General features: G+C 68.8%; 21 protein-coding genes. 9 read left to right on the top strand and 12 right to left on the bottom strand.

Annotated features, from left to right (window positions below):
- The first annotated feature begins 80 nt into the window (after positions 1-80).
- The gene (locus GH266_RS11885) at positions 81-1,340 is read left to right on the top strand and encodes an alpha/beta hydrolase family protein (protein ID WP_158194093.1); all 1,260 of its coding nucleotides are present in this window, start codon (positions 81-83) and stop codon (positions 1,338-1,340) included.
- A 28-nt stretch (positions 1,341-1,368) separates the two neighbouring features.
- Here GH266_RS11885 and GH266_RS11890 read toward each other — a convergent pair whose 3' ends face one another.
- The 6 genes from GH266_RS11890 to GH266_RS11915 form a co-directional block, all read right to left on the bottom strand.
- A complete protein-coding gene (locus GH266_RS11890) occupies positions 1,369-2,013 on the bottom strand; it encodes a septation protein A (RefSeq protein ID WP_158194094.1) in 645 nt (214 codons plus the stop codon).
- Positions 2,013-3,398 carry a signal recognition particle-docking protein FtsY gene (gene ftsY / locus GH266_RS11895; protein WP_158194095.1) on the bottom strand — a complete coding sequence of 462 codons (1,386 nt, stop codon included), beginning with the start codon at positions 3,396-3,398 and terminating at the stop codon, positions 2,013-2,015. The genes GH266_RS11890 and ftsY overlap by 1 nt, the downstream gene beginning before the upstream one ends.
- Positions 3,399-3,402: 4 nt before the next feature.
- Positions 3,403-4,689, bottom strand: a complete 1,287-nt coding sequence (gene mtaB, locus GH266_RS11900) for a tRNA (N(6)-L-threonylcarbamoyladenosine(37)-C(2))-methylthiotransferase MtaB (protein WP_158194096.1) — start codon at positions 4,687-4,689, stop codon at positions 3,403-3,405.
- Positions 4,686-5,594: a diaminopimelate epimerase gene (gene dapF, locus GH266_RS23485; RefSeq protein WP_158194097.1), complete on the bottom strand. Its 909-nt coding sequence runs from the start codon at positions 5,592-5,594 to the stop codon at positions 4,686-4,688. Before dapF ends, mtaB begins: the two co-directional genes overlap by 4 nt.
- Before the next feature lie 224 nt (positions 5,595-5,818).
- A complete protein-coding gene (locus GH266_RS11910; protein WP_158194098.1) occupies positions 5,819-6,736 on the bottom strand; it encodes a pirin family protein in 918 nt (305 codons plus the stop codon).
- 141 nt (positions 6,737-6,877) lie between these two features.
- Positions 6,878-7,450: a L,D-transpeptidase family protein gene (locus tag GH266_RS11915; RefSeq protein ID WP_158194099.1), complete on the bottom strand. Its 573-nt coding sequence runs from the start codon at positions 7,448-7,450 to the stop codon at positions 6,878-6,880.
- 165 nt (positions 7,451-7,615) lie between these two features.
- Here GH266_RS11915 and GH266_RS11920 point away from each other — a divergent pair, with 165 nt between their 5' ends.
- Both GH266_RS11920 and GH266_RS11925 read left to right on the top strand, forming a co-directional pair.
- Positions 7,616-8,299 (top strand): response regulator transcription factor, encoded by a 684-nt coding sequence (locus tag GH266_RS11920; protein WP_158194100.1) that lies wholly within the window; start codon positions 7,616-7,618, stop codon positions 8,297-8,299.
- A gap of 174 nt (positions 8,300-8,473) precedes the next feature.
- Positions 8,474-8,983, top strand: coding sequence for a cyclic nucleotide-binding domain-containing protein (locus GH266_RS11925; RefSeq protein WP_244953826.1), 510 nt, complete (start codon positions 8,474-8,476; stop codon positions 8,981-8,983).
- 56 nt (positions 8,984-9,039) lie between these two features.
- Here the strand turns inward: GH266_RS11925 and GH266_RS11930 are convergent, their stop codons facing one another.
- The 5 genes from GH266_RS11930 to GH266_RS11950 form a co-directional block, all read right to left on the bottom strand.
- Positions 9,040-9,462, bottom strand: coding sequence for an organic hydroperoxide resistance protein (locus tag GH266_RS11930; protein WP_158194102.1), 423 nt, complete (start codon positions 9,460-9,462; stop codon positions 9,040-9,042).
- A 173-nt stretch (positions 9,463-9,635) separates the two neighbouring features.
- Positions 9,636-10,532 carry a protein-methionine-sulfoxide reductase heme-binding subunit MsrQ gene (locus GH266_RS11935; protein ID WP_158194103.1) on the bottom strand — a complete coding sequence of 299 codons (897 nt, stop codon included), beginning with the start codon at positions 10,530-10,532 and terminating at the stop codon, positions 9,636-9,638.
- A 949-nt stretch (positions 10,533-11,481) separates the two neighbouring features.
- Entirely contained in the window at positions 11,482-12,087 is a 606-nt protein-coding gene (gene leuD / locus GH266_RS11940) for a 3-isopropylmalate dehydratase small subunit (RefSeq protein ID WP_158194104.1), read from the bottom strand.
- 27 nt (positions 12,088-12,114) lie between these two features.
- Positions 12,115-13,065: an N-acetyl-gamma-glutamyl-phosphate reductase gene (gene argC / locus GH266_RS11945; protein ID WP_158194105.1), complete on the bottom strand. Its 951-nt coding sequence runs from the start codon at positions 13,063-13,065 to the stop codon at positions 12,115-12,117.
- Between the two features lie 142 nt (positions 13,066-13,207).
- A complete protein-coding gene (locus tag GH266_RS11950) occupies positions 13,208-13,795 on the bottom strand; it encodes a peroxidase-related enzyme (RefSeq protein ID WP_158194106.1) in 588 nt (195 codons plus the stop codon).
- A 246-nt stretch (positions 13,796-14,041) separates the two neighbouring features.
- On the opposite strand from GH266_RS11950, the gene GH266_RS11955 reads away from it, so the two are divergent.
- Both GH266_RS11955 and GH266_RS11960 read left to right on the top strand, forming a co-directional pair.
- Positions 14,042-18,838, top strand: coding sequence for an NAD-glutamate dehydrogenase (locus tag GH266_RS11955; RefSeq protein ID WP_158194107.1), 4,797 nt, complete (start codon positions 14,042-14,044; stop codon positions 18,836-18,838).
- 32 nt (positions 18,839-18,870) lie between these two features.
- Positions 18,871-20,334: an MFS transporter gene (locus GH266_RS11960; protein WP_158194108.1), complete on the top strand. Its 1,464-nt coding sequence runs from the start codon at positions 18,871-18,873 to the stop codon at positions 20,332-20,334.
- Between the two features lie 72 nt (positions 20,335-20,406).
- Here GH266_RS11960 and typA read toward each other — a convergent pair whose 3' ends face one another.
- Positions 20,407-22,230 carry a translational GTPase TypA gene (gene typA, locus GH266_RS11965; protein WP_158194109.1) on the bottom strand — a complete coding sequence of 608 codons (1,824 nt, stop codon included), beginning with the start codon at positions 22,228-22,230 and terminating at the stop codon, positions 20,407-20,409.
- A gap of 169 nt (positions 22,231-22,399) precedes the next feature.
- On the opposite strand from typA, the gene GH266_RS11970 reads away from it, so the two are divergent.
- The 4 genes from GH266_RS11970 (at position 22,400) to folK (ending at position 25,778) form a co-directional block, all read left to right on the top strand.
- Positions 22,400-22,885 carry a MarR family winged helix-turn-helix transcriptional regulator gene (locus tag GH266_RS11970; protein WP_158194110.1) on the top strand — a complete coding sequence of 162 codons (486 nt, stop codon included), beginning with the start codon at positions 22,400-22,402 and terminating at the stop codon, positions 22,883-22,885.
- Positions 22,882-24,210 carry a multidrug effflux MFS transporter gene (locus GH266_RS11975; RefSeq protein ID WP_244953675.1) on the top strand — a complete coding sequence of 443 codons (1,329 nt, stop codon included), beginning with the start codon at positions 22,882-22,884 and terminating at the stop codon, positions 24,208-24,210. Before GH266_RS11970 ends, GH266_RS11975 begins: the two co-directional genes overlap by 4 nt.
- A 186-nt stretch (positions 24,211-24,396) precedes the next feature.
- On the top strand, positions 24,397-25,272 hold the full coding sequence (folP, locus tag GH266_RS11980) for a dihydropteroate synthase (protein ID WP_158194111.1): 876 nt from the start codon (positions 24,397-24,399) through the stop codon (positions 25,270-25,272).
- The gene (gene folK, locus GH266_RS11985; RefSeq protein ID WP_158194112.1) at positions 25,269-25,778 is read left to right on the top strand and encodes a 2-amino-4-hydroxy-6-hydroxymethyldihydropteridine diphosphokinase; all 510 of its coding nucleotides are present in this window, start codon (positions 25,269-25,271) and stop codon (positions 25,776-25,778) included. Before folP ends, folK begins: the two co-directional genes overlap by 4 nt.
- Positions 25,779-25,810 lie beyond the last annotated feature (32 nt).

Below are 25,810 nucleotides of genomic sequence, written 5' to 3' on the forward strand. Positions count from 1 at the left end.
GCCGTCCCCGCAAGGATATCTTTGCAAATCCCGTGTACCGATGAGGCGCCCACAAGAGGCCTCATCGGGGACCGGATATCATGCAGCTTGCCCGTCTGTTGCCCTGCCGCGCGCTCGCCGTCCTGGCGCTCCTGCTCGGCAGTGCCCTTGCCGCACCCAGCGTCGGCGCCCAGCAGTCGCCGGCCGCGCCGGCCGCGCCGCTCGAACCTGCCGTCGCGGTCAGCTCCACCGTCAGCTACCAGCTGGTCGGCCGGCTGGACACGGACGCGCTCAATACGATCCTGACGGTCGATACCCCGAAATTCTTCGGCGTCGAAGTCGCCTACACGCCGGCGACCAACGCCGTGCGCCTCTACCGGGTCACCTATGGCTCGGTCATTCCCGAGCAGGGCAACCGGCCGACGCTCGCCAGCGGCCTGCTGGCGGTGCCGGAGGTGGAGGCGACCCGCCTGCCGCTGGTCTCCTACCAGCACGGCACGGTCTACGGAAAGGAGCAGGTGCCCTCCTTCGCCGACCAGTCGCCCGAGACCCAGCTGATGATCGCCCAGTTTGCCGGCCAGGGCTATCTGCTGATCGGCGCGGATTATTTCGGCCTCGGCACCTCGGCCGAGCCAGAAGGCTACATGGTCAAGGCGAGCCACCAGCAGGCGACGCAGGACATGCTGACCGCCGCCCGCGCGGTGATCGCGCATCTCGGCCTTGCCGATGACGGGCTCTATCTCGGCGGCTGGTCGCAGGGCGGCTTCGTCACCCTCGCCATGCTGGAGCGGCTGGAGCTGTCCGGAACGCCGGTGAAGGCCACCGCCACCGCCAGCGCGCCGATCGACGTGTTCGCCGCGCTGAACGGCTTCCTCAGCTATCCGCGCGCCAACGATGCCGACTGGGTCAACAGCCTGTTCATCCTCTCCGCCTTCTCCTTCGAGAACTATTACGGCGTGCCGGGCCTTGCCCGTTCGCTGATCAAGGACGAACACTACGAGATGGCGCGCAAGGCCTATGCCCGCGAGCCGGTCGATCCGACGAAGATCCCGACCGACCTGCACGAGCTGCTGAATGCGGATTATTTCGACGCCCGCTTCTTCGCCGCCTCGGCCTATGGCCGGCTGGTCGCGGAAACGCAGGTCTATCGCTGGCTGTACGAGACGCCGGTGCGCACCTATTACGGCGAGGCGGACGAGGCCATCGCGACCGGTCTCGGCCGGCTGGCGATGACCTATCAGCAGGCCATGGGCGCCGGCAATGCCAACGTGGAGGCGGTCACCACCGGCCCCACCTCGCATCGCGGCACCTTCGCCAGCGCCGTGCCGGAATGGAAGATCTGGTTCGACAGCCTGAACTGACGGCAGGACGAGGCCGCCGCCGGCATTGTCAGCCGGCGCGGTCCTTGTCGTCCTCCAGCGTGTGACGCTGGATCAGCGGCAGCTGGAACAGGGTGAAGGCGATGGTGATCGGCATCACGCCGAACACCTTGAACGACACCCAGAAGTCGGTGGAAAAGCTCCGCCAGACCACTTCGTTGACGGCAGCCAGGAAGAAGAAGAACACGCCCCAGCGGAAGGTCAGCTTGCGCCAGCCCTCGTCGTCGAGGTGGAACACGCTGTCGAACACGTAGCCGAGCAGCGACTTTCCGAACAGGAGCCCGCCGAGCAGCACCGAGCCGAACAGCGCGTTGACGATGGTCGGCTTGAGCTTGATGAACAGCTCGTCGTGCAGCCACAGGGTCAGCGCGCCGAACACCAGCACGACGACGCCGGACACCACCGGCATCACCGGCAGGCGCCGCGTCAGCGCATAGGAGACGACGAGCGAGACGGTGATCGCCACCATGAACACGGCGGTGGCGAGAAAGATCGGATCGCCCAGCGCCGCCAGCCCGGGAAAAAAGTCGTAGAGCACGTCCCCGCGCGCATTGGCGAAGAAGAACAGGCCCAGCGGACCCAGTTCGAGCACCAGCTTGAGGAGCGGCGACAGCTCCTTGCGATCCGGCGCGTTGGGTCCCTGCTCGAATTCCATCAGTGCTCCCTGTGCCTTCCGGCAATGGCGGAGGCGAAGTCCTCCGCGGTGAACGGCTCGAGGTCGTCGATGCCCTCGCCGACGCCGATGAAATGCACCGGCAGGGCATGCTTGGCGGCGATGGCGACGAGAATGCCGCCGCGCGCGGTTCCGTCGAGCTTGGTCATGACGAGGCCGGTGACGCCGGCCGTCCGGCCGAAGATCTCGACCTGGCTCATGGCGTTCTGGCCGGTGGTCGCATCCAGCGTCAGCAGCACGCTGTGCGGTGCGGACGGATCGTGCTTGCGGATCACCCGCACCACCTTCTCCAACTCGGCCATCAGCTCGGCGCGGTTCTGCAGCCGCCCGGCCGTATCGATCAACAGCACGTCGCAGCCCGCATCGCGTGCCGCCTGCATGGCATCGAACACGAGCCCGGCCGCATCCGCGCCGATATCGCGGGCAACGACCGGCGCACCGGTGCGCTCGCCCCAGATCTTCAGCTGCTCCACCGCCGCGGCGCGGAACGTGTCGCCGGCCGCCAGCATCACCTTGCGCCCCTCGGCCGAAAGTTTCGCCGCCAGCTTGCCGATGGTGGTGGTCTTGCCGGTGCCGTTGACGCCAACCACCAGCACCACATGCGGCTTGTGCCCGGTGTCGAGCACGAGCGGCTGCGCCACCGGCGCCAGCACCTTGGTCACTTCCTCGGCCAGGATCCGGCGCACCTCGTCCGGCGAGATCTGCTTGTTGAACCGCCCTTCGGCAATGCGCTCGGTGATCGCCATCGCCGTCTCGACGCCGAGATCGGCCTGGATCAACAGGTCCTCCAGCTCCTCCAGCGTCGCCGCGTCGAGCTTGCGCTTGGTGAAGAGCGAAGAAATGCCGCCGGTCAGCGAGGCGGAGGAGCGCGACAGGCCTTCCGTCAGCCGCGACAGCCAGGAGCGGCGCGGCGCCTCGTCGGACGCCGGCTCGCCGGCGGGTTCCGCGACCTGCTCTTCGACGGGTTCTTGGTAAGGCTCTTCGAAAGGCTGCTCGGCAGGCACGTCGGCAGGCACATCGATAGGCGCCTCTGCCACACCCTCTTGCGCCGGCACCGGATCGGGCTCGGCAACAGGGGCCTCGGCCGGCTTTGCTTCCAAGGTCTCGGGCGCCGTCGGCTCGACGGACAGGCTCGAGACCTTTTCCGGCACCGAGACGTCGGCCGTCTCATCAGACGGCTCTGCCTGGGCAGGCTCGCGCGCGGTCGGTTCGCCCTGCGGCGCGCCGCTGTCGGGAGCCTGCGCTTCCAGTGCGTCCGGCTCGTGCGTTGTCTCGTGAGTTTCTGGCGTCTCGGGCGTCTCGGGACGCGCCGGGGCCTGCCGGCCCCCGAACAGGCGTCCGAGGAATCCGCGTTTTTGCTCGCTCATGCCGTCATGCCGCCTGTCGACCGGTGGTTACGCCCAGAAGATGCCGCCCGGTATGCCCGGCAATGCGCAGCGTGACAAGGTCGCCCGCCCCCTTGCCGGCCGCGGCCTCGGGCGAGAACTCCACCTGGGTGAACTGCTCGCTGCGTCCCAGCCCCTCGCGCTCGATCAGGACCTGCCGCTCGCGTCCCTGCTCGGCTTCCAGATGCACCAGCAGCGCCGCCTCGCCCTTTTCGCGCAGCCGCGCGGCGCGCTCCTTCACCACCTGGCGGGGCAGCTGCGGCATGCGTGCCGCCGGCGTGCCCTTGCGCGGCGAGAAGGGAAAGACATGCAGATGCGTCAGCCCGCAATCGTCGACGATGGCGAGCGAATTGGCGAACATCGCCTCGGTCTCGGTCGGGAAACCGGCGATGATGTCGGCGCCGAACACCACGTCCGGGCGCAGCCGGCGCACCTCCTCGCAAAAGCCGATCGTGTCGGCGCGCAGGTGCCGCCGCTTCATCCGCTTGAGGATCATGTCGTCGCCGGCCTGCAGCGACAGGTGCAGATGCGGCATCAACCGCTCTTCCTCGGCGATGGCGCGCATCAAGGCCGGGTCCGCCTCGATGGAATCGATGGAAGACAGCCGCAGCCGGTCGAGCCCCGGCACCAGCTTGAGGATCTTGGCGACGAGATCGCCGAGCTTCGGCGCCCCCGGCAGGTCGGCGCCGTAGCTGGTGATGTCGACGCCGGTCAGCACCACTTCGCGGTAACCGTTGTCCGCCAGCCTTGCAATCTGGTCGACGACGACGCCCATCGGCACCGAGCGGGAATTGCCGCGCCCGAACGGGATGATGCAGAAGGTGCAGCGATGGTCGCAGCCGTTCTGCACCTGCACGAAGGCGCGGGCGCGGCCCTCCAGCCCGTCGATCAGGTGCTCGGCCGTCTCGCGCACGCTCATGATGTCGTTGACGCGGATCTTCTCGCTGTCGTCGAGGCCGAACTGCGCGACGCGGCCGTAGGAGGCGCGCTCCAGCTTCTCCGAGTTGCCGAGGACGAGGTCGACCTCCTCCATGCCGGCGAAGGTTTCCGCCTCGGTCTGGGCGGCGCAGCCGGTGACGATGATGCGCGCGCCCGGATTGTCGCGCCGCGCCTTGCGGATCGACTGGCGCGCCTGGCGCACCGCCTCCGCCGTCACCGCGCAGGTGTTGATCAGGATCGCGTCCTTGAGGCCGGCGGCCTCCGCCTCGCGCTTCATCACCTCGGATTCGTAGGCGTTGAGGCGGCAGCCGAATGTGACGACGTCGATGCTCACCGGACCACCTCGAGGATCGGCCGGTCGCCGGGCGCGGTCTTCTCGAAGGTCAGCGTCTGCGGGTCCAGCAGTCCCTCGAACTCCACCTCGGTGTCGCCGGTCATCAGGATGTGGTCGTCGCTCTCGCGCCACTCGATGTCGAGCGGCCCGCCCGGCAGCAGCACCCGCACCTTGCGCCCCGTGCGCCGGTCGCGCGCAGCGGCAACGCCGACGGCGCAGGCCGCCGTGCCGCAGGCCTTCGTCAGCCCGACGCCGCGCTCCCATACCCGGATCTCGACTTCCCCGTCCGACAGGACATGGGCGAGCGAGATGTTCGCCCGCTCCGGGAACATCGGATGGTTCTCCAGCATCGGCCCGATCCGCGCCAGATCGTAGGCGTCCAGATCGCGCACCCAGAAGATCGCGTGCGGATTGCCGACATTGACCACCGAGGGCGTATGCAGGATCGGCGCATCGATCGGCCCGATCTGCAGCTCGATCGCCCGCGTGTCGTGGAATTCCTCGGCCAGCGGGATCTCGTTCCAGGCAAAGCGCGGGCGGCCCATGTCGACCGTCACCCGGCGCGCATCGTCCGTTGCCGAGGCCTTCAGCAGCCCCGCATTGGTCTCGATGGTCGCGGCCGCATTGCCGCTTTCCTCCATCAGGAGCCGGCCGATGCAGCGCGTGGCGTTGCCGCAGGCATCCACCTCGCCGCCGTCCCGGTTGTGGATGCGCATGAAGGCATCCGCCCCGCCGTGGCTGCGTTCCACCGTGATCATCTGGTCGAAGCCGATGCCGCCGTCCCGCTCGCCGATCCGGCGGATGGCATCCGGATCGAGGCGCACGGGCGCCTCACGGGCGTCCCAGACAACGAAATCGTTGCCCAGCCCGTTCATCTTCAGAAAGGGAATCCTGCGCTCGCTCATCGCGAAAGTCGTCCATCTCGCCGCCCGCCGCCTGTCGGGCGGGGCAGGCCATCTGCGGCGCGCGCCTCGATATCGAGGAAGGCGCGACCGGCCGTTTCCCGTCTATATGGCGGAAAAGGCCGCGCGGTTCCAGTGCTCGCGTGTTTCGCCGCGCTGACAGGCCGCAGACAGCCGGGACGGGACGGCGGCGCGTCCGGGCGAACCTGCCGCCCGGACGCGCTCCTTCAGCGCTTGGCACCCTCGCGGATGAAGGTGCCCTTCTGCAGCTCGGTCACCGCCTGGATCAGCTCCTGGCGGGTGTTCATGACGATGGGCCCGTGCCAGGCCACCGGCTCGCGGATCGGCGCGCCGGAGACCAGCAGGAAGCGGATGCCGTTCGGCCCGGCGGTCACGGTCACCTCGTCGCCGGTGCCGAAGCGCACCAGCGTGCGGTCGCCGCTCTGATCGCGCACATGCACCTCCTCGCCGTCGACCTCCTTCTCCAGCAGCACGCCGAAGGGCTGCGACGCGTCGCGGAACGTGCCCGACCCCTCGAAGATATAGGCGAAGGCCTTGCGGTAGGTGTCGACCTTGAAGCGCTTGGTGCGCCCGGCCGGCACGAAGATGTCGGCATAGCTGGGGTCCGCGGCGATGCCGTCGACCGGCCCGCGCCGGCCCCAGAACTCGCCGCAGATGACGCGCACATGGGTGCCGTCGTCGTCGGTGATTTCCGGGATCTCGGTCGAGGGCACGTCCTGGTAGCGCGGGCTCGTCATCTTCAGCGAGGACGGCAGGTTGGCCCACAGCTGGAAACCGTGCATCCGCCCCTTCGCGTCGCCCTTCGGCATCTCCTGGTGCATGATGCCGCTGCCGGCGGTCATCCACTGGATGTCGCCCGCACCGAGCGTGCCCTGGTTGCCGAGGCTGTCGCCATGGTCGACGGTGCCGGCCAGCACATAGGTGATGGTCTCGATGCCGCGATGCGGGTGCCAGGGAAAGCCGGCCTTGTAGTCCTGCGGCCGCTCGTTGCGGAAATCGTCGAACAGCAGGAACGGATCGAGCGCGGTCGGATCGCCGAAGCCGAAGGCGCGGTGCAGCTTCACGCCGGCGCCTTCCAGCGTCGGCTTCGCCGTCTCCAGATGGGTCACGGGTCTGACGGACATGGGACTTCGCCTTTCTCCCGCCCCTTGCAAGGCAGGCTGTTGCACGTCGTTTCGCCAAAGATAGGCGCCCTGCCCCGCCGCACCAGAGTGCAGCCGCTGGACGCAGTGTTCAACCTAACGACGACAATCGCAACGCACCGTTCAGCCGACCTCGATGGCGGCACCCGGCCCGCAGGCGGAAAGCAGGATCTCCATGTCCGCCCGCGCCACCGCCACGCAGCCTTCCGTCGGCGTGTAGCCGGGCCGCGCCAGGTGAAAGAAGATGGCGCTGCCGAGCCCCGGCACCGCCGGATGGAGGTTGCAGTCGAGCACCACAACGATGTCGTAGAGCGGATCGTCCCGCCACAGCACCTCGTGCGAGGCGGCAAAGGGCAGCGGCACCAGCTTGTTGTAGCGCGGATGGCCCGGCGCATCGCACCAGCCGGCGCGCGGCAACGGCGCAACCGGCAGGGCCGAGCGCGGCCGCGCCCCCCGGTCGGGGCGATAGTAGACCTGCAGCAGCTCGAAGCGTCCGGCCGGCGTTGCCCCGTCCCCCTCGCGCTTGAAGCGGGAAATCCCCCCGCGCCCGATCGCACACGGCGCCGTGAAGGTGCCGAGCTGCAGCACGCCGCGCTTTGCGCCCGCCGAAAGCGCCCGGACCCTCAAGGTTTCGCTCCCCTCTTCGCCGGAAGGCAGGGCCGGCCGGCGGCGCGGTGCGACAAGATCCAGCGTCATGGCGGCGGCGTCCTCACCCGGGGCTCAAGGTTGCGTGAGCAAGATTTGTTGGCGCAAGGCGGGCTTTGCGTCAATGCGCCCTCGCGCAATCGTGTCCGCTTGCTTATGTCAGGAAAACAGGTGCAGATTCCATAGCATGCCCTTCGGTCAGGAAAGGACACGACCATGCCCGCACGCAAAATCCTCATCGTCGACGACGACGACGATCTTCGCGAGGCGCTGGTCGAGCAGCTGTCGCTCTACGACGAGTTCGAGACCCAGGAGGCGGCGAACGCCGCCACCGGCATCAAGCTCGCCGAGGAAGGCCACACCGACCTTCTCCTGATGGATGTCGGCCTGCCGGACATCGACGGCCGCGAGGCGGTGAAGCTGCTGCGCAAGAAGGGCTTCAAGGCGCCGATCATCATGCTGACCGGCCACGACACCGACAGCGACACGATCCTGGGGCTCGAGGCCGGCGCCAACGACTATGTCGCCAAGCCGTTCAAGTTCGCCGTATTGCTCGCCCGCCTCCGGGCGCATCTGCGCAGCCACGAGCAGAGCGAGGACGCGGTCTTCACCATCGGCCGCTACTCCTTCCGCCCGGCGCAGAAGCTGATGACCGACGAGGCAGGCGCCAAGATCCGCCTGACGGAGAAGGAAACCTCGATCCTGAAGTTCCTCTACCGGGCGGGCGAGAAGCCGGTGACCCGCGACGTGCTGCTGACCAAGGTCTGGGGCTACAATTCGGGCGTCACCACCCACACGCTCGAGACCCATATCTACCGCCTGCGGCAGAAGGTCGAGCGCGACCCGTCCAATGCCGAACTGCTGGTGACCGAGGCCGGCGGCTACAAGCTCGTTCCCTGATCCCGCCCCGTTTTTCGCCTCGCCGCCGCACCGGCCGGCAAACTGTCCGGCATCCTGTCCGGCGGGGCGAACTGTCCACCGGCAGTCCGGCCTCGGGCCTTCTCACGCGGTTTCCGGGCTTGTGCAAATCGCCGGCTTCGGCGTAATGCTCAAGGCATGAGTCTCGTCCGGGATATGGAATTGTTGCGCCAGGTGCCCTTGCTCGCCGAGTTCCCGGAGGAGCAGATGCGCCTGCTCGCCTTTTCGGCCGAGAATGTCACCTATCGCGACGGCGAGGTGCTGTTCATCGCCGGCGAGCGCGCCGATGCCGGTCTGGTCGTGGCCAGCGGCGAGGTGCTGCTGGAAGGCGCCGACGAGGAGCGCAAGGAACTCGGCACCTTCGGCCCCGGCAGCCTGATCGGCGAGACCGCGCTCCTGGTCGAGACGCGCCGCCCGGCCCGGGCCGTCGCCGTCGGTCCGACCGAGGTGATCCGCATCCGCCGGGCGCTGTTCAAGCGCATGCTGCAGGAATTTCCCGATATCGCCAGCCGCCTGTTCGAATCGCGGGCGGCCCGCTTCCGCGCCACAGCCGGGGCGCTTGCCCGTGTCGGCACCGTGCTGGAGCAGCTGGAGCGCGAGCACGTCGCGTTTCGCGAGTCCCGCCGCCGCGCCGGCCCACAGGACGGCGACGGCGACGAGAGCTGAGGACCGCAGGCCGGGCAACCCGCCCAGGCTCCGGTCAGGCCAGGTTCAGTTCCCGATTACTTGACGTTCAGCGTCACCGGGATGTTGCCCCGCGTTGCGTGGGAATAGGGGCACACCACATGCGCCTTTTCCACCAGCGCCTGCGCATCCGCCGTGTCGAGGCCCGGCACGGTGATGTTCAGCGTCACGGCGATGCCGAAGCCGGTGCCGTCGTCGCGCGGGCCGATGCCCACATCCGCGGCGACCTGCGTCTCTTCCGACAGCTTCAGCTTCTGCTGGCCGGCGACGAACTTCATCGCGCCGAGGAAGCAGGCCGAATAACCGGCCGCAAACAGCTGCTCCGGATTGGTGCCGGCGCCGCCGTCGCCGCCGAGCTCCTTCGGCGTCGAAAGGGTCACCTCGAGGCGGTTGTCGTCGGACTTGGCATTGCCGGTGCGCCCGCCGGTGGCGGAGGCGTGAGCGGTGTAGAGAATGGCCATGTCGATCTCCTTTGCATGTGCGTTGGTGCGTTGCCGAGTGTGGCTCGGTGCCGACCCCTATATAGGCGCAAATTAGATCGTGCACAATATAATTGTGTGCGATTTATTTTTGCCGCCCGTTCCGTCGCACAGCCTTTTCGGGGAAAATGGCGGAAATCTGCCGCTGGAGCGGATCAGCCGCGTCCCGGGGCGCCCTGCGCGACCGCCTGCCGTGCCCGGGATCCGAGCCTCAGGACCAGCGGCAGGGCGGCCACGACGAGCATCACGCCAAAGACCCACCAGGCCGGGCGGATCGAGTAGCGGAAGTCGAGATTGGCCGCGAGCACCCGCTCCGCCGGCACGCCGGTCGCCAGCGCGTACCACAGGTATTCGATGCCGGCGGTGGCAAGGCCGGCGAAGACAGCGATCCCCGCCAGCACCAGCGGCGATGTCAGCCTCAGGCCCAGCTTGTGGGCGATGCGGCAGGCGAAGAGCGCCACCAGGAAGCCGGCCATCAGCACCGCCTCGGTCACGTCCGCCTTCGATTGCAGGAAGAAGTGGACCGTTGCCAGCACCGCGATGGCATAGGTCAGCCGGTGCAGCCGGTGCCAGGTCGGCCCCATCCGCCGGATCGCCCCGTCGGTCGAGGTCGCGGCAAGCGCCAGCAGCCCGAGAAGCGCGACGAAACCAATGGTGAGATAGACGCGCAGCACGATCTCGCTCGCGACCTTGGCAAGGTCGAAGGATTGGTCGACCACATAGAGGCTGAGATGCGCCAGCGCGTACCCTGCCGCCGCCAGGCCCAGCATGCGGCGGATGCCGATGAGCTTGCCCCATCCGGATACCCGCCGCAGCGGGCTCACCAGCAGCGACAGCAGCAGGAAGCGGATCGCCCAGTCGCCGGTGCCGTGCAGCACCTCCGTCACCGGCTTGGCGCCGAGCGTGCCGGCGAGCAACCCGTAGGCGAGATGCGCGCCGGGCGCCAGGATCGCCAGCAACACCGCAAGCCCGAGCGGCGAGAAGCGCCCGTTGCGCTCGCGCCACGGGATATAGGCCCGATAGGCCGGGGTCCTGGTTGCGGATGCCTGCATCTGTCCACTCACTCGGTCTGCCCTCCAGCGCCGCCGTCACCGGACACATAGTCCTTCGCAAGGTGCAGGTCGCCGCACGCCTGTTCAAGCCTTGGTGAGGCCGCCGTGCACCGGCGTGAGGGAAAGCCCCGTTTGCGCCCGCCGAGCGACCGGCGCGCGCCTTCTCCGTCCTCCTGCGTCCTCCCCGCTCCGCCCTTTCGTTCGTCATTCCGGGCAAGGCGAAGCCGCACGCCGGGGCCCATTCGTTCCCAGAGCGGTGGCGACGGCACGCCTGCGCTCCCCTCACCCTCCCAGACGCACACCTATCCCCGCGTCTTCCCGGGCAAGCGAAGCGCGACCCGGGACCGGCGAGCCGAGGGCCTCTCGACAGCGCTCCCGGACACAACCACACCCACCGTGCCTCCCCGATCCCGGATCTTCGGCCTTCGGCCTCGTCCGGGAAGACGCGGGGATAGGGTTGAGCGCAGGAGCGACGGAAACGATCCTCCGACGAGAATCCCATCCGCAGGATGTCATCCCGGTTTCGGCAAAGCCGAAGACCGGGAACCAGTAACCCCGAACGATTGAGCCCGAGCCGCAGCGGTGCCGCGGATGACCCTCGCCAAGGCTGGAGTTTCTGCCTTCGCGCCGTCCCCCGGTCCGGCGGATACTGGATACCTGCCTTCGCAGGTATGACAGCGGAGGGTGGAACGAGCACCGCCCGCCTCATACCTGCCGAAGGTGCCAATGGGTCCGGCTCTCCCGGGCGACGTTCGCCCCGCACGCCCCTTTCCCCCCTTGAGGGGGAGATGTCGGCGCAGCCGACAGAGGGGGGTGAGCAGCGCCAGCGACGACACGCCGCGACCAGAAACACAAATGGCAGCCGAACCGCCCGCTCCGCCGTTCACCGCCCAAAAAACAAAAGGGCCGACGCAAGCGCCGGCCCTTTGCAATGAAAAACGGTCCGCCCTCAGATCCAGGGGCGCTCGCCGTCGACCTTGGTCTCGAAAGCACCGATGGACGGGGCCTTTTCCATCGTCAGGCCGATGTCGTCGAGACCGTTGAGCAGGCAGTGCTTGCGGAACGGGTCGATGTCGAAGCCGATCGAGCCGCCGTCGGGGCCGCGGATCTCCTGGGCTTCCAGGTCGACCGTCAGCGTCGCGTTGGCGCCGCGCCTGGCGTCGTCCATCAGCTTGTCGAGGTCTTCCTGGCTCACCACGATCGGCAGGATGCCGTTCTTGAAGCAGTTATTGTAGAAAATGTCGGCGAAGCTGGTGGAGATCACGCAGCGGATGCCGTAGTCGAGCAGCGCCCACGGCGCGTGCTCGCGGCTCGAGCCGCAGCCGAAATTGTCGCCGGCGACCAGGATCCGCGCCTTGCGATAGGCCGGCTGGTTCAGCACGAAATCCGGGTTCTCGGCGCCGTCGTCAAGCGTCCGCATCTCGTGGAACAGCGCGGAGCCGAGGCCGGTGCGCTTGATCGTCTTGAGGAACTGCTTCGGGATGATCATGTCCGTGTCGATGTTGATGATCGGCAGCGGCGCGGCGACCCCGGTCAGCGTGGTGAATTTTTCCATGGGCGTTTCTCCTGCGAAAACGGACGATCAGGCGGCAAGGCTCGTGGCGGCGTCGACACCGAGCATCAGGTTGAGATTCTGCACGGCGGCGCCCGAGGCGCCCTTGCCGAGATTGTCGTAGACGGCCATCAGCACCACCTGCGCCCGCGCATCGTTGGCGAAGACATGCAGGCGCATGCGGTTGGTGCCGTTGAAGGTCTCCGGATCGAGGTCCGGCGCCTTGTCGGAGCCGCTGAGCGGCGCGACATCGACGAAGGAGCCCTGCAGCGCGCCGTAATGCGCCTCCAGCGCGCCGTGGATCTCGGCCGCGCTCGGCGCCTTGGCAAGGCTCTCGAGGCGCAGCGGCACCGCCGTCACCATGCCTTGCGCGAAATTGCCGACCGCCGGCACGAAGATCGGCGTTGCGGCAAGACCGGCAAAGCGCGTCATCTCCGGCAGGTGCTTGTGGTTGAGGCTGAGCGCGTAAGGCAGGAAGGCCGGCTTGGCGGCGCCGTCCGCCTCGTAGGCCTCGATCATCTGCCGCCCGCCGCCGGAATAGCCGGAGATGGCGTTGACCGTCACCGGATGATCGGCCGGCAGCAGCCCGGCATCGATCAGCGGCCGCAGGCAGGCGATCACCCCTTGCGGGTAGCAGCCCGGATTGGCGACGCGCTTGGAGGCGGCGATCGCCGCGCCCTGCCCGGCGGCCATCTCGGCAAAGCCGTAGTCCCAGCCCTCAGTCACCCGGTGCGCCGTCGAGGCGTCGATCACCCGCGTGGTGTCGTTCTCGATCAGGGCGACGCTCTCGCGCGCCGCATCGTCCGGCAGGCAGAGGATCGTCACGTCGCAGGCGTTGAGCAGCTCGGCGCGTGCGCCGAGGTCCTTGCGCCGCTCCGGCGCGATGGACAGGAGCTCCAGGTCGCGGCGACGGGCAAGGCGCTCGCGGATCTGCAGACCCGTCGTGCCGGCTTCGCCGTCGATGAACACTTTCGCGACCATGGCTTGTCTCCGTGAAAAGAACGACCCTGCCGGCGGGCGAAACGGCTCCGCCTGTCGGCACGGGCTTGCGTTCTACACCAGGGCGGTGCCCCTTGTCATGTGGCAGGGCGCATGTCGGCGCGATCCGCGCGCGCCGCTCGCCTCACACCTTGGCCGGCTGGCGCGCCATCGCATGATAGTCCGGGTTGGGCCGCATGTCGGTCGCCGCCGCCACCCGGTTCGACATGTTGAAGAAAGCCGCGACCGCCGCAATGTCCCAGATGTCCCGGTCGGAAAAGCCGGCATCGCGCAGGGCCTGCCGGTCGCCCTCCAGCATCTCCGCCGGCCGCTCGGTCAGCTTCACCGAGAAGTCGAGCATCGCCCGGTGGCGCGGCGACAGCTCGGCGACGCGGTAGTTCATCACCATCAGCTCGCCCAGCTCCGGATCGCCGGACAACTGCCGCACCGCCGCCCCGTGCGCAGTCAGGCAGTAGAAGCAGCGGTTCACCGCCGACACCGCCACGGCGATCATCTCGCGCTCCAGCTTGCTGAGGCCGCTGTCGGCCAGCATCAGGTCGTTGTACATCTGGGTGAAGGCGGAGAGCTTCGCCTCACTGAACGCATAGGCCGCGAGCACGTTCGGCACCATGCCGAGCTTCTCGCGGCACTTGTCGAAATAGGCGCGCGTCGCCTCGCTGAGCTCGCCCTCGTCCTCGATCGCCAGCGCGATCGGCCGCTCCGTTGCGTTCATGTCATGCTCCTCCCTTACATATGGCCGCGTCGTCGGTCCGCCCCTCCCCGAATTCGGACACCTTTGACCGATAGCGGTGAATCCGGCTCGGGAAAGGATTCCCTCGCGCTCCTACTCGCTCTAGCATGCCGTGCTACCGGCGGCGACCGCGGGATGCACCCCGCGCCAGCCATGTCCGGTGCAAACATGAGAACCGGGCGCGATCGGACGAGACCCGTTCAGTAAGACCCGGATGGTGGGGGACCAATGCCCGAAGCACGTGAGCAAGCAAAAGCCCGATTGATCGACACGGTGGTCGCGGCGCTCGAGCCCGAGATCGGGGAGTTCGCGCGCGCCCTGTTCGCCCGCGGCGCGGCCGAGGATGTCGTCAGCTATCCGGCGGCGGACCTCGTCGCCCTCGCCCGCACAGCCTGGGCCGAGATGGCGAGCCATCCGCTCGGCACCCATCGCATCCACATCTACAACCCCGCCCCCGCCGGCGAGGGCAGCCGCGCCGACGAGATCACCGTCGTCGAGATCTTCAACGACAACATGCCGTTCCTGGTCGATTCGGTGATGGGCGAGCTGCAGGCGAGCGGCTTCGAGGCCCGCCTCGTGCTGCACCCGATCCTCGCGGTCGAGCGCGATGCCGACGGCCGCCTCCTCGCCTGCCACGGCACGGCGAAGGCCAAGACCGAAGGCGCCCGCCGCGAGAGCGTCATCCACATCCATGTCGGGCGGATCGACGCCAGCATCGAGCGCGAGCAGCTCGCCGAGCGCCTCGACGCCGTGATGAAGGACGTGCGCGCCGCCGTCACCGACTGGAAGCCGATGCGCGAGCGCCTCGCCGACGCCATCGCCACCTACAAGAACACCCCGCCGCCGGTGCCGGTCGACGAGCTCGCCGAGGCGATCCAGTTCCTGGAATGGCTCGCCGCCGACAACTTCACCCTGCTCGGCATGCGCGAATACTATTTCGAGGGCGGCGTGGCGGAAGGCGAGCTGTCGCACCGCCGCGGCTCGGGCCTCGGCCTGCTCGCAGATCCGGACGTGCGCGTCCTGCGCCGCGGCTCGGAATTCGTCGTCATCACGCCGGAGATCCGCGAGTTCCTGATGAAGCCGGAGCCGCTGATCGTCTCCAAGGCCAATGTCAGGAGCCGGGTCCATCGCCGCGTCCACATGGACTATGTCGGCGTCAAGCTGTTCGACGACACCGGCGAGCTCGCCGGCGAGCTGCGCATCGTCGGCCTGCTCACCGCCACCGCCTATACGCTGTCCACCGGCAGCATCCCCTTCCTGCGGCGCAAGGTCGACAGCGTGCTGGCGCGGGCCGGCTACGACCCGGAGAGCCATTCGGGCCGGGCGCTGACCAACGTGCTGGAGAGCTATCCGCGCGACGAGCTGTTCCAGATCGACCCGGACCTGCTTTACGACTTCACCCTGGCCATCCTGCAGCTCGACGAGCGCCCGCGCATCCGCGTGCTCGCCCGCCGCGACCGGTTCGACCGGTTCGTGTCGATCCTGTGCTACGTGCCGCGCGACCGCTACACGACCGAGGTGCGCCTGAAGATCGGCGCCTATCTCGCCAAGGTCTATGACGGCCGCCTGTCGGCCTGGTACGTCACCTATCCCGAAGGCCCGCTCGCCCGCGTCCACTTCATCGTCGGCCGCGACAGCGGCGAGACGCCCGATCCGTCCCAGGAGGATCTGGAGCAGGCGGTCGCCGGCATCGTCCGCACCTGGGCCGACGGCTTCCGCGAGGCCCTGCGCGCCGCCTATGGCGGCAACAAGGCGCTGGAAAAGGCCGCCCGCTATGCCGATGCCTTCCAGGCCGGCTACCGCGAGGTCTATGGCGGCGAGACGGCGCTGGAGGACATCCGCATCGTCGAGAAGCTGAGCGAGGCGTCCGACACCGCCCTCACCTTCTCCCGCCGGTCGCAGGACGCGCCCAACCGCGTCGTGCTCAAGGTCTATCACCACCTGGTGCCGATCCCGCTGTCGGCCCGCGTGCCGATCCTGGAGAACATCGGCTTCAAGGTGATCAACGAGCGCACCTACCGCATCACCCCGGCCGACCGGCCGCTCGCCTATCTGCACGAGCTGTCGCTGGAGCCGGCGGGCGGCGGCGACATCGACCTCACCGACGACCTGCGCAGCCGCCTGGAGGCGATCTTCCTGGCGATCTGGCGCGGCCAGGCGGAATCCGACGGCTACAACGCGTTGGTGCTCAGTGCCGGGCTCGCCTGGCGCGACATCGCCATGCTGCGCGCCCTGTCGCGCTACCTGCGCCAGGCCGGCATCCGCTATTCCGAGGACTACATGTGGCGGACGCTGAACCGCTACAGCGACGTCGCGGCCCGGCTGGTCGGGCTGTTCCACCTGCGCTTCGATCCCGATCTGGACGGCTCCGACCGCTCGCTCGGCGCGGCCCGCGTCGAGCAGGAGATCACCGACGCGCTCGACAAGGTCGACAGCCTCGACGACGACCGCATCCTGCGCCGCTTCGGCAATGTCATCGCCGCCATGCTGCGCACCAACTTCTTCCAGCTCGACGCGCACGGTCAGCCGAAGCCGACCTTCGCCTTCAAGCTGGACCCGCAGCGCATCGAGGAGCTGCCGCTGCCGCGGCCCTTCCGCGAGATCTTCGTCTACAGCCCGCGGGTCGAGGGCGTGCACCTGCGCTTCGGCAAGGTGGCGCGCGGCGGCCTGCGCTGGTCCGACCGGGCGCAGGACTTCCGCACCGAGGTGCTGGGCCTCGTCAAGGCGCAGCAGGTCAAGAACGCGGTGATCGTGCCGGTCGGTGCCAAGGGCGGCTTCGTGCCCAAGCTTCTGCCGGAGGGCGGCAGCCGCGACGAGGTCTTCGCCGAAGGCACCAAGGCCTACAAGATCTTCATCTCCTCGCTGCTCGACGTCACCGACAACCTGTCGGGCGACAAGGTCTGGGCGCCCGAGCGTGTCGTGCGCCACGACGAGGACGACCCCTATCTGGTCGTCGCCGCCGACAAGGGCACCGCGACCTTCTCCGACACGGCCAACGGCATCTCGGAAAGCCGCAACTTCTGGCTCGGCGACGCCTTCGCCTCCGGCGGCTCGGCCGGCTACGACCACAAGAAGATGGCGATCACCGCGCGCGGCGCCTGGGAGGCGGTCAAGCGGCACTTCCGCGAGATGAACCGCGACATCCAGAGCGAGCCCTTCACCGTCGCCGGCGTCGGCGACATGTCGGGCGACGTGTTCGGCAACGGCATGCTGCTGTCGAAGCAGATCCGCCTGGTCGCCGCCTTCGACCATCGCGACATCTTCCTCGATCCCGATCCGGACGCGGCCGTGAGCTGGGAGGAGCGCAAGCGCGTCTTCGACCTCGGCCGCTCCTCGTGGAACGACTACAACACCGCCCTGATCTCGGAGGGCGGCGGCATCTTCTCGCGCCAGGCCAAGTCGATCCCGCTGTCGCCGCAGGTGCAGGAGATGCTCGGCCTTTCCAAGGCCAAGGCAACGCCCCAGGAGGTGATGAACGCCATCCTGAAGATGAAGGTCGACCTGCTGTGGTTCGGCGGCATCGGCACCTATATCCGCTCCGCGAAGGAGAGCGATGCGGATGTCGGCGACCGTGCCAACGACGCGATCCGCGTCACCGCCGACCAGGTCGGCGCCAGGGTCATCGGCGAGGGCGCCAATCTCGGCATGACCCAGCTCGCCCGCATCGCCTTCAACCGGCGCGGCGGCCGCAGCAACTCCGACGCCATCGACAACTCCGCCGGCGTCAACTCCTCCGACATGGAGGTCAACATCAAGATCGCGCTCGGCGCGGCCGTTCGGGCCAACCGCCTGTCCGTCGCCGACCGAAACGTGCTGCTGGCGGCGATGACCGACGAGGTCGCCGACCTGGTGCTGCGCAACAACTACCTGCAGACGCTGGCGATCAGCCTGACGGAAGCGCGCGGCATGGAGGATTTCGGCTACCAGCGGCGGATGATGCGCCAGCTGGAGCAGGCGGGCCTGCTCGACCGCACGGTCGAGCAGCTGCCCGACGAGGCGGCCCTCGACGAGCTTGCAGCCAGCGAGGCCGGCCTCACCCGCGCCGAGATCGGCGTGCTGCTCGCCTATGCCAAGATCACCCTGTTCGACCGGCTGCTCGACAGTTCGGTGCCGGACGACAGCTATCTCGCCCGCGAGCTCTTCCGCTACTTCCCGCCCGAAATGCAGGAAGCCTATGCGGCGGAGATCGAGGGACACCGGCTGCGGCGCGAGATCATCTCGACGATGCTCGCCAACTCGATGATCAACCGCGGCGGGCCGACCTTCCTCACCCGCATCGCCGACCAGACCGGCGCCGATCCGGCGCAGATCGCCCAGGCCTTCGCCGCCGTGCGCGACGCCTACGGCCTGACGATCCTCAACGGCGAGATCGACGCACTCGACACCCTGATCGACGGCCAGATCCAGCTCGGCCTCTACCGCGCGGTGCAGGACCTGGTGCTGGAACAGACGGTCTGGTTCCTGCGCAATGTCACCTTCGAGGGCGGGCTGCAGTCCATCGTCACCCGCTTCGGCAGCGGCATCGACACGCTGGCGCCGGTGCTGGCCGGCGTGGTGCAGCCGGCGCTGAGGGCCGAGATCGAGGCGGAGACCCAGCGCCTCGCCGATGCCGGCGTTCCCGATCCGCTGGCCGCCCGCATCGCCCGCCTGCCGGTCGAGGCCGAGCTGCCGGACATCGTGCTGATCGCCGAGCAGACCGGGCGCGAGCTCACCGATGTCGCCGAGGTCTTCTTCCGCGTCGCCGGCCACTTCCGCCTCGGCGCCATGGAGGCCAAGGCACGCAGCCTGAAGATCTCCGACTACTATGACGGTCTGGCGCTCGACCGGGCGCGGGCGACCCTTGCCGGCGCCCATCGCGACGTCACCGCCGAGGCGCTGGCCGCCGGCGGCTTCGATGCCTGGCTTGCCGCCAACGAGGCGCGCGTCGCGCGCACCGCACGGGCGGCGGGCGAGATCATCGAGGGCGATCTCTCCGTGTCGAAGTTCTCCGTCGCCGCCGGCCTGCTCGCAGAGCTCGCCGGATGACGACACCCGGTGCCGGACACGCCCCGGGTGACATGACCAGGACCGCAACCGACAAGGGAGCGCCCGCAGCTGCGGGCGTTTCCCCGCCGGACGGAAACGCCCCCGGGAACGCCCTCGAAAACGCCCTCGGGGGCGCCCTGTTGCCGCCGCGCCGGGGCGCGGTCGCCAGCTGGCTGTTCTTCGACTGGGCTGCCCAGCCCTTCTTCACGCTGGTCACCACCTTCGTCTTCGCCCCCTATTTCGCCTCCGCGCTGGCGGCAACGCCCGCTGAGGGCCAGGCGCTGTGGGGCTATGCCACCGCCGCCGCCGGGCTCACCATCGCCCTGCTCGCACCCGTCCTCGGCGCCATCGCCGACCGCACCGGCGCGCGCAAGCCGTGGATCGCCGCCTTCTCCCTGCCACTGCTCGCCGGCTCCGCCGCCCTGTGGTTCGCCGTGCCCGGCGAGCCATGGGCCATCGCCATCGCGCTTGTCGGCTTTGCCGTTGCAACGCTCGGCGCCGAGTTCGCCACCGTCTTCACCAATGCGATGATGCCGGACCTCGTGCCCCGCGCCCGGCTCGGCCGCCTGTCGGGCAACGGCTGGGCGCTCGGCTATGCCGGCGGCCTCGTCTCGCTGGTCCTCGCCCTCGGCCTGATGGCCTCGAACCCGCAGACCGGCCTGACGATGCTGGGGCTGGAGCCGATCTTCGGCCTCGATCCGGCAACCCATGCCGGCGACCGCGCCTCCGGCCCGTTCTCGGCGATCTGGTATCTCGTCTTCGTGCTGCCGCTGTTCCTCCTGGTGCCGGACGTGCCGCGCCGTCCCGTTGCGCTCGGCACCGCCGTGCGCCAGGGACTTGCCGATCTGGCCGCCACCTTCCGCGAGGCGCGCGCCGACCGCCGCATGCTGCTCTTTCTCGCCGCCAACATGATCTACAAGGACGGGTTGGTCGCGCTCTTCGCCTTCGGCGGCATCTATGCCGCCGGCGTGCTCGGCTGGTCCTCCATCGAGATCGGCACCTTCGGCATCCTGCTGACCATCACCGGCACGCTCGGCGCGGTGATCGGCGGGCGGGTCGACGACCGGCTCGGGCCGAAGCCGGTGATCGCCGGCGCCCTGTTCGTGCTGATCCTGTGCGGCCTCGGCCTCGTCTCGGTCGACCGCGACACGGTGTTCTTCATCATTGAGGCAAGCCCGGCCGAGCCCGGCGCGGGCCTGTTCTCCAGCCTGCCGGAACAGGTCTTCCTGGTGCTCGGCGGTGTGCTGGGTGCGGCCGCCGGCCCCTTGCAGGCCGCCTCGCGCACGCTGCTCGTGCATGTCTCGCCGCCCGGCGCCATGACCCGCTATTTCGGCCTCTTCGCGCTCTCGGGCAAGGTCACGAGCTTCCTCGCGCCGCTGCTCGTCGGCCTCGTCACCGCCGCCACCGCCAACCAGGCGGCCGGCATGGCGGTGATCCTGGTGTTCTTCGCCGCCGGCCTCGCCCTGCTGTCGCGGGTTACCGACCGGCCGCACTGACCAATCCGCAAAAGAAAACGGGCGGGGAAAACCCCGCCCGTTCGAAAGACATCCACTCGACCTTGCGGCGTATCAGGCGCTCTGCTTGGTCGCCGCACGCTCCGCGCGCTTGCGGTCATGCGGATCGAGCAGCGCCTTGCGCAGGCGGATGGTCTTCGGCGTCACCTCGACCAGCTCGTCGTCGTTGATGTAGGAGAGCGCCGCTTCCAGCGACAGGCGGATCGGCGTCGTCAGGCGCACCGCCTCGTCCTTGCCGGCCGCGCGCACGTTGGTGAGCTGCTTGCCCTTCAGCACGTTGACCTCGAGGTCGTTGCCGCGCGTGTGCTCGCCGATCAGCATGCCGCGATAGACCTTGACGCCCGGGTCGATCAGCATCGGGCCGCGGTCTTCCAGGTTGAACAGCGCATAGGCCACCGCCTCGCCGTCGCCGTTGGAGATCAGCACGCCGGTGTGACGGCCGGCGATCTCGCCCTTGTACGGCGCGTAGTCGTGGAACAGGCGGTTGAAGATCGCCGTGCCGCGCGTGTCCGACAGCAGCTCCGACTGGTAGCCGATCAGGCCGCGGGTCGGGGCGTGGAACACCAGCCGGGTGCGGCCGGCGCCCGACGGGCGCATCTCGAGCAGGTCGGCCTTGCGCTCCGACAGCTTCTGCACGACGACGCCGGAATGCTCCTCGTCGACGTCGATGATGACTTCCTCGATCGGCTCCAGCCGCTCGCCGTTCTCGCCGGTGCGGAACACCACGCGCGGACGGCCGACGCACAGCTCGAAGCCCTCACGGCGCATGTTCTCGATCAGGATCGCCAGCTGCAGCTCGCCGCGGCCCGCGACGATGAAGGCGTCGGCCTCGGTGCTGTCCTCGATCTTCAGCGCGACGTTGCCCTCGGCCTCGTCCATCAGCCGCTTGCGGATGACGCGCGACTGCACCTTGTCGCCTTCCGTGCCGGCCAGCGGGCCGTCATTGACGCGGAAGGTCATCGACAGGGTCGGCGGATCGATCGGCTGGGCCGGCAGCGCCTCGGTGTATTCCGGCGCGCAGATCGTGTCGGAAACCGTCGCCTCGCTCAGGCCCGAGATCGAGATGATGTCGCCGGCGACGCCCTTCTCGATCGGCTGGCGCTCGAGGCCGCGGAAGGCCAGCACCTTGGAGATGCGGCCGGTCTCGACCAGCTTGTTGTCGCGCGACAGCGCCTTGACCGCCATGTTCGGCACCGCCTCGCCCGAGACGATGCGCCCGGTCAGGATGCGGCCGAGGAACGGGTTGGCCTGCACCGTCGTCGCCAGCATGCGGAAGGCGCCCGGCTCCGCCTTCGGCGGCTGGATATGGGCACGCACCAGGTCGAAGAGCGGATCCATGGAATCCTTCGGACCCGCCGGATCGCTCGCCATCCAGCCCTGCTTGGCCGACCCGTAGAGCACCGGGAAGTCCAGCTGCTCCTCGTTGGCGTCGAGCGCGGCAAAGAGGTCGAACACCTCGTCCAGCACCTCTTCGGCACGCTGGTCCGGCTTGTCGATCTTGTTGATCGCGACGATCGGGCGAAGGCCGAGCTTCAAGGCCTTGCCGAGCACGAACTTGGTCTGCGGCATCGGCCCTTCGGCCGCGTCGACCAGCAGAACCACGCCGTCGACCATGTGCAGGATACGCTCGACCTCGCCGCCGAAATCGGCGTGGCCGGGCGTGTCGACGATGTTGATGCGGGTGTCGCCGTGGGTCAGCGAGGTGACCTTGGCGAGAATGGTGATGCCACGCTCCCGCTCAAGGTCGTTGGAATCCATCATCCGCTCTTCCGTGCGCTGATTGTCGCGGAAGGCGCCCGACTGCTTCAGCAGCACGTCGATCAGGGTGGTCTTGCCATGATCGACGTGCGCGATGATGGCGATGTTGCGCAAGTCCATGTTCGGGCTGCTCCGGAAATGACAACGCGGGCCCACCGGGACCCGCGGATTTTCGCGCCCTCTATAACCGCAGAGCCGGATTCTTGCAACGCAGCATTACGCAGGGCGTCCTTGACAGATCCGCAGGACGGGCGCATTTGATAAGGTAACCATACTATCTGGAAAGCTTATGGACCCCGATCTTCCGACCAGGCCGCTCGGCTTTCTCGTCGGCGACATCGCCCGGCTTTTGCGCCGCCGCTTCGAGAAAGCGCTGGCCGAGGCCGACACCGGCCTCACCGCCGGCGAGGCCCGCACCCTCGCCTTCGTCGAGCATTATCCCGACCAGCGCCAGAGCGCGCTGGCCGAGCGTTTCGGCGTCGAGCCGATGACCATGTGCGGTTTTCTCGACCGGCTGGAAAATGCCGGCCTCGTTGCGCGCCGCCCCGACCCGTCCGACCGGCGGGCCAAGCTCGTCGCGCTGACGGCGGCGGCCGAGCCGGTGCTCGACCGCATCCATGCCGAGGCGGTCACGATCCGCCGCGCCGCCCTGGCCGGCATGAACCGGCAGGAGATGGACGCCGTCTACGCCCTGCTGGAACGCATGCACACCAACCTGCACGCCTCGACCGACCACAAGACCTATCAAAAGACAGACCAACCGGAGCGCTCATGAGCAGCACCGCCACATCCGCCGTTTCCGAGGCGATGGACAAGCTTCCCCCGCTCGATCCCGCCCTTGCCCCCGGCGCCCCGCGCGCCCGGACCGGCCGGCCGGCCCCGCCGGAGGGCGGCCCGATCATGAGCGAGATGCGCACCTCGCTGCTGGGCGCTGCGCTCGTCGCCATCGGCCCGATCACCATGGCCCTCTACACCCCGGCCATGCCGGTGCTGGCCGAGGCCTTCGGCACGTCCCAGTCGATGATCAAGCTGACGCTGACCGCCTATTTCGCCGGCTTCGCGCTGACCCAGCTGATCTGCGGCCCCCTGACCGACGCCTTCGGCCGCCGTCCGGTGACCCTGGCCTTCCTGGTGCTCTATCTGGCCTCCACCGTGGTCGCGACCTTCGCCCCCACCATCGAGTGGATGATCGTCGCCCGCACGCTGCAGGGCATCGGCGCCTCGGTCGGCGTCGCCGTCTCGCGCGCCATCGTCCGCGACCAGTTCACCGGCCAGACCTCGGCCCGCATCATGAACACCATCGCCATGATGCTGGCGATCGGCCCGGCGCTCGCCCCCACCATCGGCGGCGTCACGCTGGAACTGTTCGGCTGGCGCGAGATCTTCTGGGCCATGCTGATCTACGGCGTCGTCCTGCTCGTGGTGACGCAGGTCGCGTTCCGCGAGACCAATCCCTATATCGACCGCGCCAACCTGCGGCCGCGGGTGCTCCTGCACAATTACGCGACGCTGCTGCGCGATCCGCGCTACATGCAGCCCAGCATGCTGGTCGGCTTCGGCATCGGCACCATCTACACCCTCGCCTCGGTGCTGCCCTTCGTGCTGATCGACCATGTCGGCCTGACGCCCAGCCAGTTCGGCTTCGGCATGATGGTCCAGTCAGGCTCGTTCATCTCCGGCACCATCGTCACCGGCTTCGCCATGCGGCGGGTCGATGCCATCCGCCTGCTGCCCTTCGGCATGACCGGCATGGTCGCCGCCGCCGCGGCCCTGCTCGCCTCCTTGAGCCTGTTCCCGCCGACCTTCCTCGGGGTGATGCTGCCGGTCGGCGCCTTCGCCTTTTCGCTTGCCATGTCGCTTCCTTCCGTCACCAGCGCCGCGCTGCAGGGCTTCCCGCGCATGGCCGGAGCGGCCTCCGCACTGATGGGTTTCCTGCAATTCGGCGCCGGCCTGCTCGGCAGCCTGATCATCGCCGCCCTCGGCAATCCGCTGCTCGGCATCATCCTGGTGCCGCCAGCAATGCTGTTCATCGCGGTCGCCTCCTACCTGCTGCTCGGCCGGGTCAATGCCCGCCGGGTTGCCGCCGCCGGCCAGGGCTGAAATCCGCCGCGACCCTTGACGCGATTGGGCCTTGACGCGGCGGGGCGAACGGCGCAAGACCGCGGCGGAGACGGTTGTTCCGGTCGCAATCTCGGCCGTGCGCGGAGGCTGGCCAGCCATATCTGGCGGCGGGGCTTCCGGGCCGGGGCATCACGCCAGGTCGGGACACGAGACCGGGGCAGACGAATGACATCACCTCGCAGCGACGCACCCCCTTCGCCGGCTGCCGATGCACGGGCGCCGCGCCTTCTGCGCCACAGCCGCGGCGCGGTGCCGCTCGACCGGCCGCGGGTGATGGGCATCCTCAACATCACGCCGGACTCCTTTTCCGACGGCGGCCGCTTCCTCGCCCGCGACGATGCCCTGTCCAGCGCCCGGCGGATGATCGCCCACGGCGTCGACGTGATCGACATCGGCGCCGAAAGCACCCGGCCGAACGCCGACCCGGTCTCGGCCGAGGAGGAATGGCGCCGCCTCGCGCCCGTGCTGGGCGAGGTCGTCGCCCTCGGCGCGCCCGTCTCCATCGACACCTACAAGGCCGACATCGCCGCCAGGGCCTGCGCTCTGGGCGCCGTCATCGTCAACGATGTCTGGGGCCTGCAGAAGGATCCGGCGATGGCCGAGACGGTCGCCGAGGCCGGCGCCGCAGTGATCATGATGCACAACCGCGAGCGCGCGGATCAGGGTATCGACATCCTCGCCGACATCGACCGCTCCTTCGAGCGCTCGATGGAGCTTGCCGCCCGCGCCGGCATCCCGGCCGAGCGTCAGATGCTGGATCCGGGCATCGGCTTCGGCAAGACCCAGGACCAGAGCTACAAGGTGGTCAACCGGCTGGAGCATTTCGCCCGCCACGGCCTGCCGCTGATGGTCGGCGCCTCGCGCAAGCGCCTGATCGGCGCGGTGCTGGACGTCGACACCGAGGACCGGCTCTACGGCTCCCTTGCCCTGCACACCATCGCCTTCCTCAAGGGCGCGGCCATGGTCCGCGTCCACAATGTCCAGCCGCATGTCGATGCCGCCCGCATCGCCCATGCCACCATGAGCGAGCACGTGGGATGAGCACCGCACAGAGAAAGACCCTGGTGCGCGCCGCGCTCGGCCTGGGGTCCAATGTCGGCGACACGCTGGCCAATCTGGACGCGGCGCTCGCCGCGCTGGCGGCAACGCCGGGCATCGTCGTGGTCGCCCGCTCCTCCGACTACCGCACCCCGCCCTGGGGCCCGGTGCCGCAGGACGACTACCGCAATGCCTGCGCGGTGATCGAGACCCGGCTGTCGCCGCGCGACCTGCTCGACCGCTGCCTGGAGGTCGAGCGCAGCCTCGGCCGCGTCCGCGACATCCGCTGGGGGCCGCGCGTCATCGATATCGACGTGCTGATCTATGGCGAGGAGCGGATCGAGGAGGACGGCCTGACGATCCCGCATCCGCGCATGGGCGAGCGCGCCTTCGTGCTGGTGCCGCTGGCCGAGATCTGGCCGGACGCGCCGGTCGGCGACGGGCGCACCGCGCGCCAGGCGCTCGCCACCTGCCCGGGCCGCGACGAGATCCGCCCCATCAGGGACTGATCCCGTCCGCCAGCGTGCGCCCGGAAACTCCG

It is taken from the genome of Stappia indica, from assembly GCF_009789575.1.
Taxonomy (GTDB): Bacteria; Pseudomonadota; Alphaproteobacteria; order Rhizobiales; family Stappiaceae; genus Stappia; species Stappia indica_A.

What these genes read in the sequence shown, in the direction of transcription:
- GH266_RS11885 (WP_158194093.1), top strand. Translation starts at nt 81, where the DNA reads ATGCAGCTTGCCCGTCTGTTGCCCTGCCGCGCGCTCGCCGTCCTGGCG.
- GH266_RS11890 (WP_158194094.1), bottom strand. Translation starts at nt 2,013, where the DNA reads ATGGAATTCGAGCAGGGACCCAACGCGCCGGATCGCAAGGAGCTGTCG.
- ftsY (WP_158194095.1), bottom strand. Translation starts at nt 3,398, where the DNA reads ATGAGCGAGCAAAAACGCGGATTCCTCGGACGCCTGTTCGGGGGCCGG.
- dapF (WP_158194097.1), bottom strand. Translation starts at nt 5,594, where the DNA reads ATGAGCGAGCGCAGGATTCCCTTTCTGAAGATGAACGGGCTGGGCAAC.
- GH266_RS11910 (WP_158194098.1), bottom strand. Translation starts at nt 6,736, where the DNA reads ATGTCCGTCAGACCCGTGACCCATCTGGAGACGGCGAAGCCGACGCTG.
- GH266_RS11915 (WP_158194099.1), bottom strand. Translation starts at nt 7,450, where the DNA reads ATGACGCTGGATCTTGTCGCACCGCGCCGCCGGCCGGCCCTGCCTTCC.
- GH266_RS11920 (WP_158194100.1), top strand. Translation starts at nt 7,616, where the DNA reads ATGCCCGCACGCAAAATCCTCATCGTCGACGACGACGACGATCTTCGC.
- GH266_RS11925 (WP_244953826.1), top strand. Translation starts at nt 8,474, where the DNA reads ATGGAATTGTTGCGCCAGGTGCCCTTGCTCGCCGAGTTCCCGGAGGAG.
- GH266_RS11930 (WP_158194102.1), bottom strand. Translation starts at nt 9,462, where the DNA reads ATGGCCATTCTCTACACCGCTCACGCCTCCGCCACCGGCGGGCGCACC.
- GH266_RS11935 (WP_158194103.1), bottom strand. Translation starts at nt 10,532, where the DNA reads ATGCAGGCATCCGCAACCAGGACCCCGGCCTATCGGGCCTATATCCCG.
- leuD (WP_158194104.1), bottom strand. Translation starts at nt 12,087, where the DNA reads ATGGAAAAATTCACCACGCTGACCGGGGTCGCCGCGCCGCTGCCGATC.
- argC (WP_158194105.1), bottom strand. Translation starts at nt 13,065, where the DNA reads ATGGTCGCGAAAGTGTTCATCGACGGCGAAGCCGGCACGACGGGTCTG.
- GH266_RS11950 (WP_158194106.1), bottom strand. Translation starts at nt 13,795, where the DNA reads ATGAACGCAACGGAGCGGCCGATCGCGCTGGCGATCGAGGACGAGGGC.
- GH266_RS11955 (WP_158194107.1), top strand. Translation starts at nt 14,042, where the DNA reads ATGCCCGAAGCACGTGAGCAAGCAAAAGCCCGATTGATCGACACGGTG.
- GH266_RS11960 (WP_158194108.1), top strand. Translation starts at nt 18,871, where the DNA reads ATGACCAGGACCGCAACCGACAAGGGAGCGCCCGCAGCTGCGGGCGTT.
- typA (WP_158194109.1), bottom strand. Translation starts at nt 22,230, where the DNA reads ATGGACTTGCGCAACATCGCCATCATCGCGCACGTCGATCATGGCAAG.
- GH266_RS11970 (WP_158194110.1), top strand. Translation starts at nt 22,400, where the DNA reads ATGGACCCCGATCTTCCGACCAGGCCGCTCGGCTTTCTCGTCGGCGAC.
- GH266_RS11975 (WP_244953675.1), top strand. Translation starts at nt 22,882, where the DNA reads ATGAGCAGCACCGCCACATCCGCCGTTTCCGAGGCGATGGACAAGCTT.
- folP (WP_158194111.1), top strand. Translation starts at nt 24,397, where the DNA reads ATGACATCACCTCGCAGCGACGCACCCCCTTCGCCGGCTGCCGATGCA.
- folK (WP_158194112.1), top strand. Translation starts at nt 25,269, where the DNA reads ATGAGCACCGCACAGAGAAAGACCCTGGTGCGCGCCGCGCTCGGCCTG.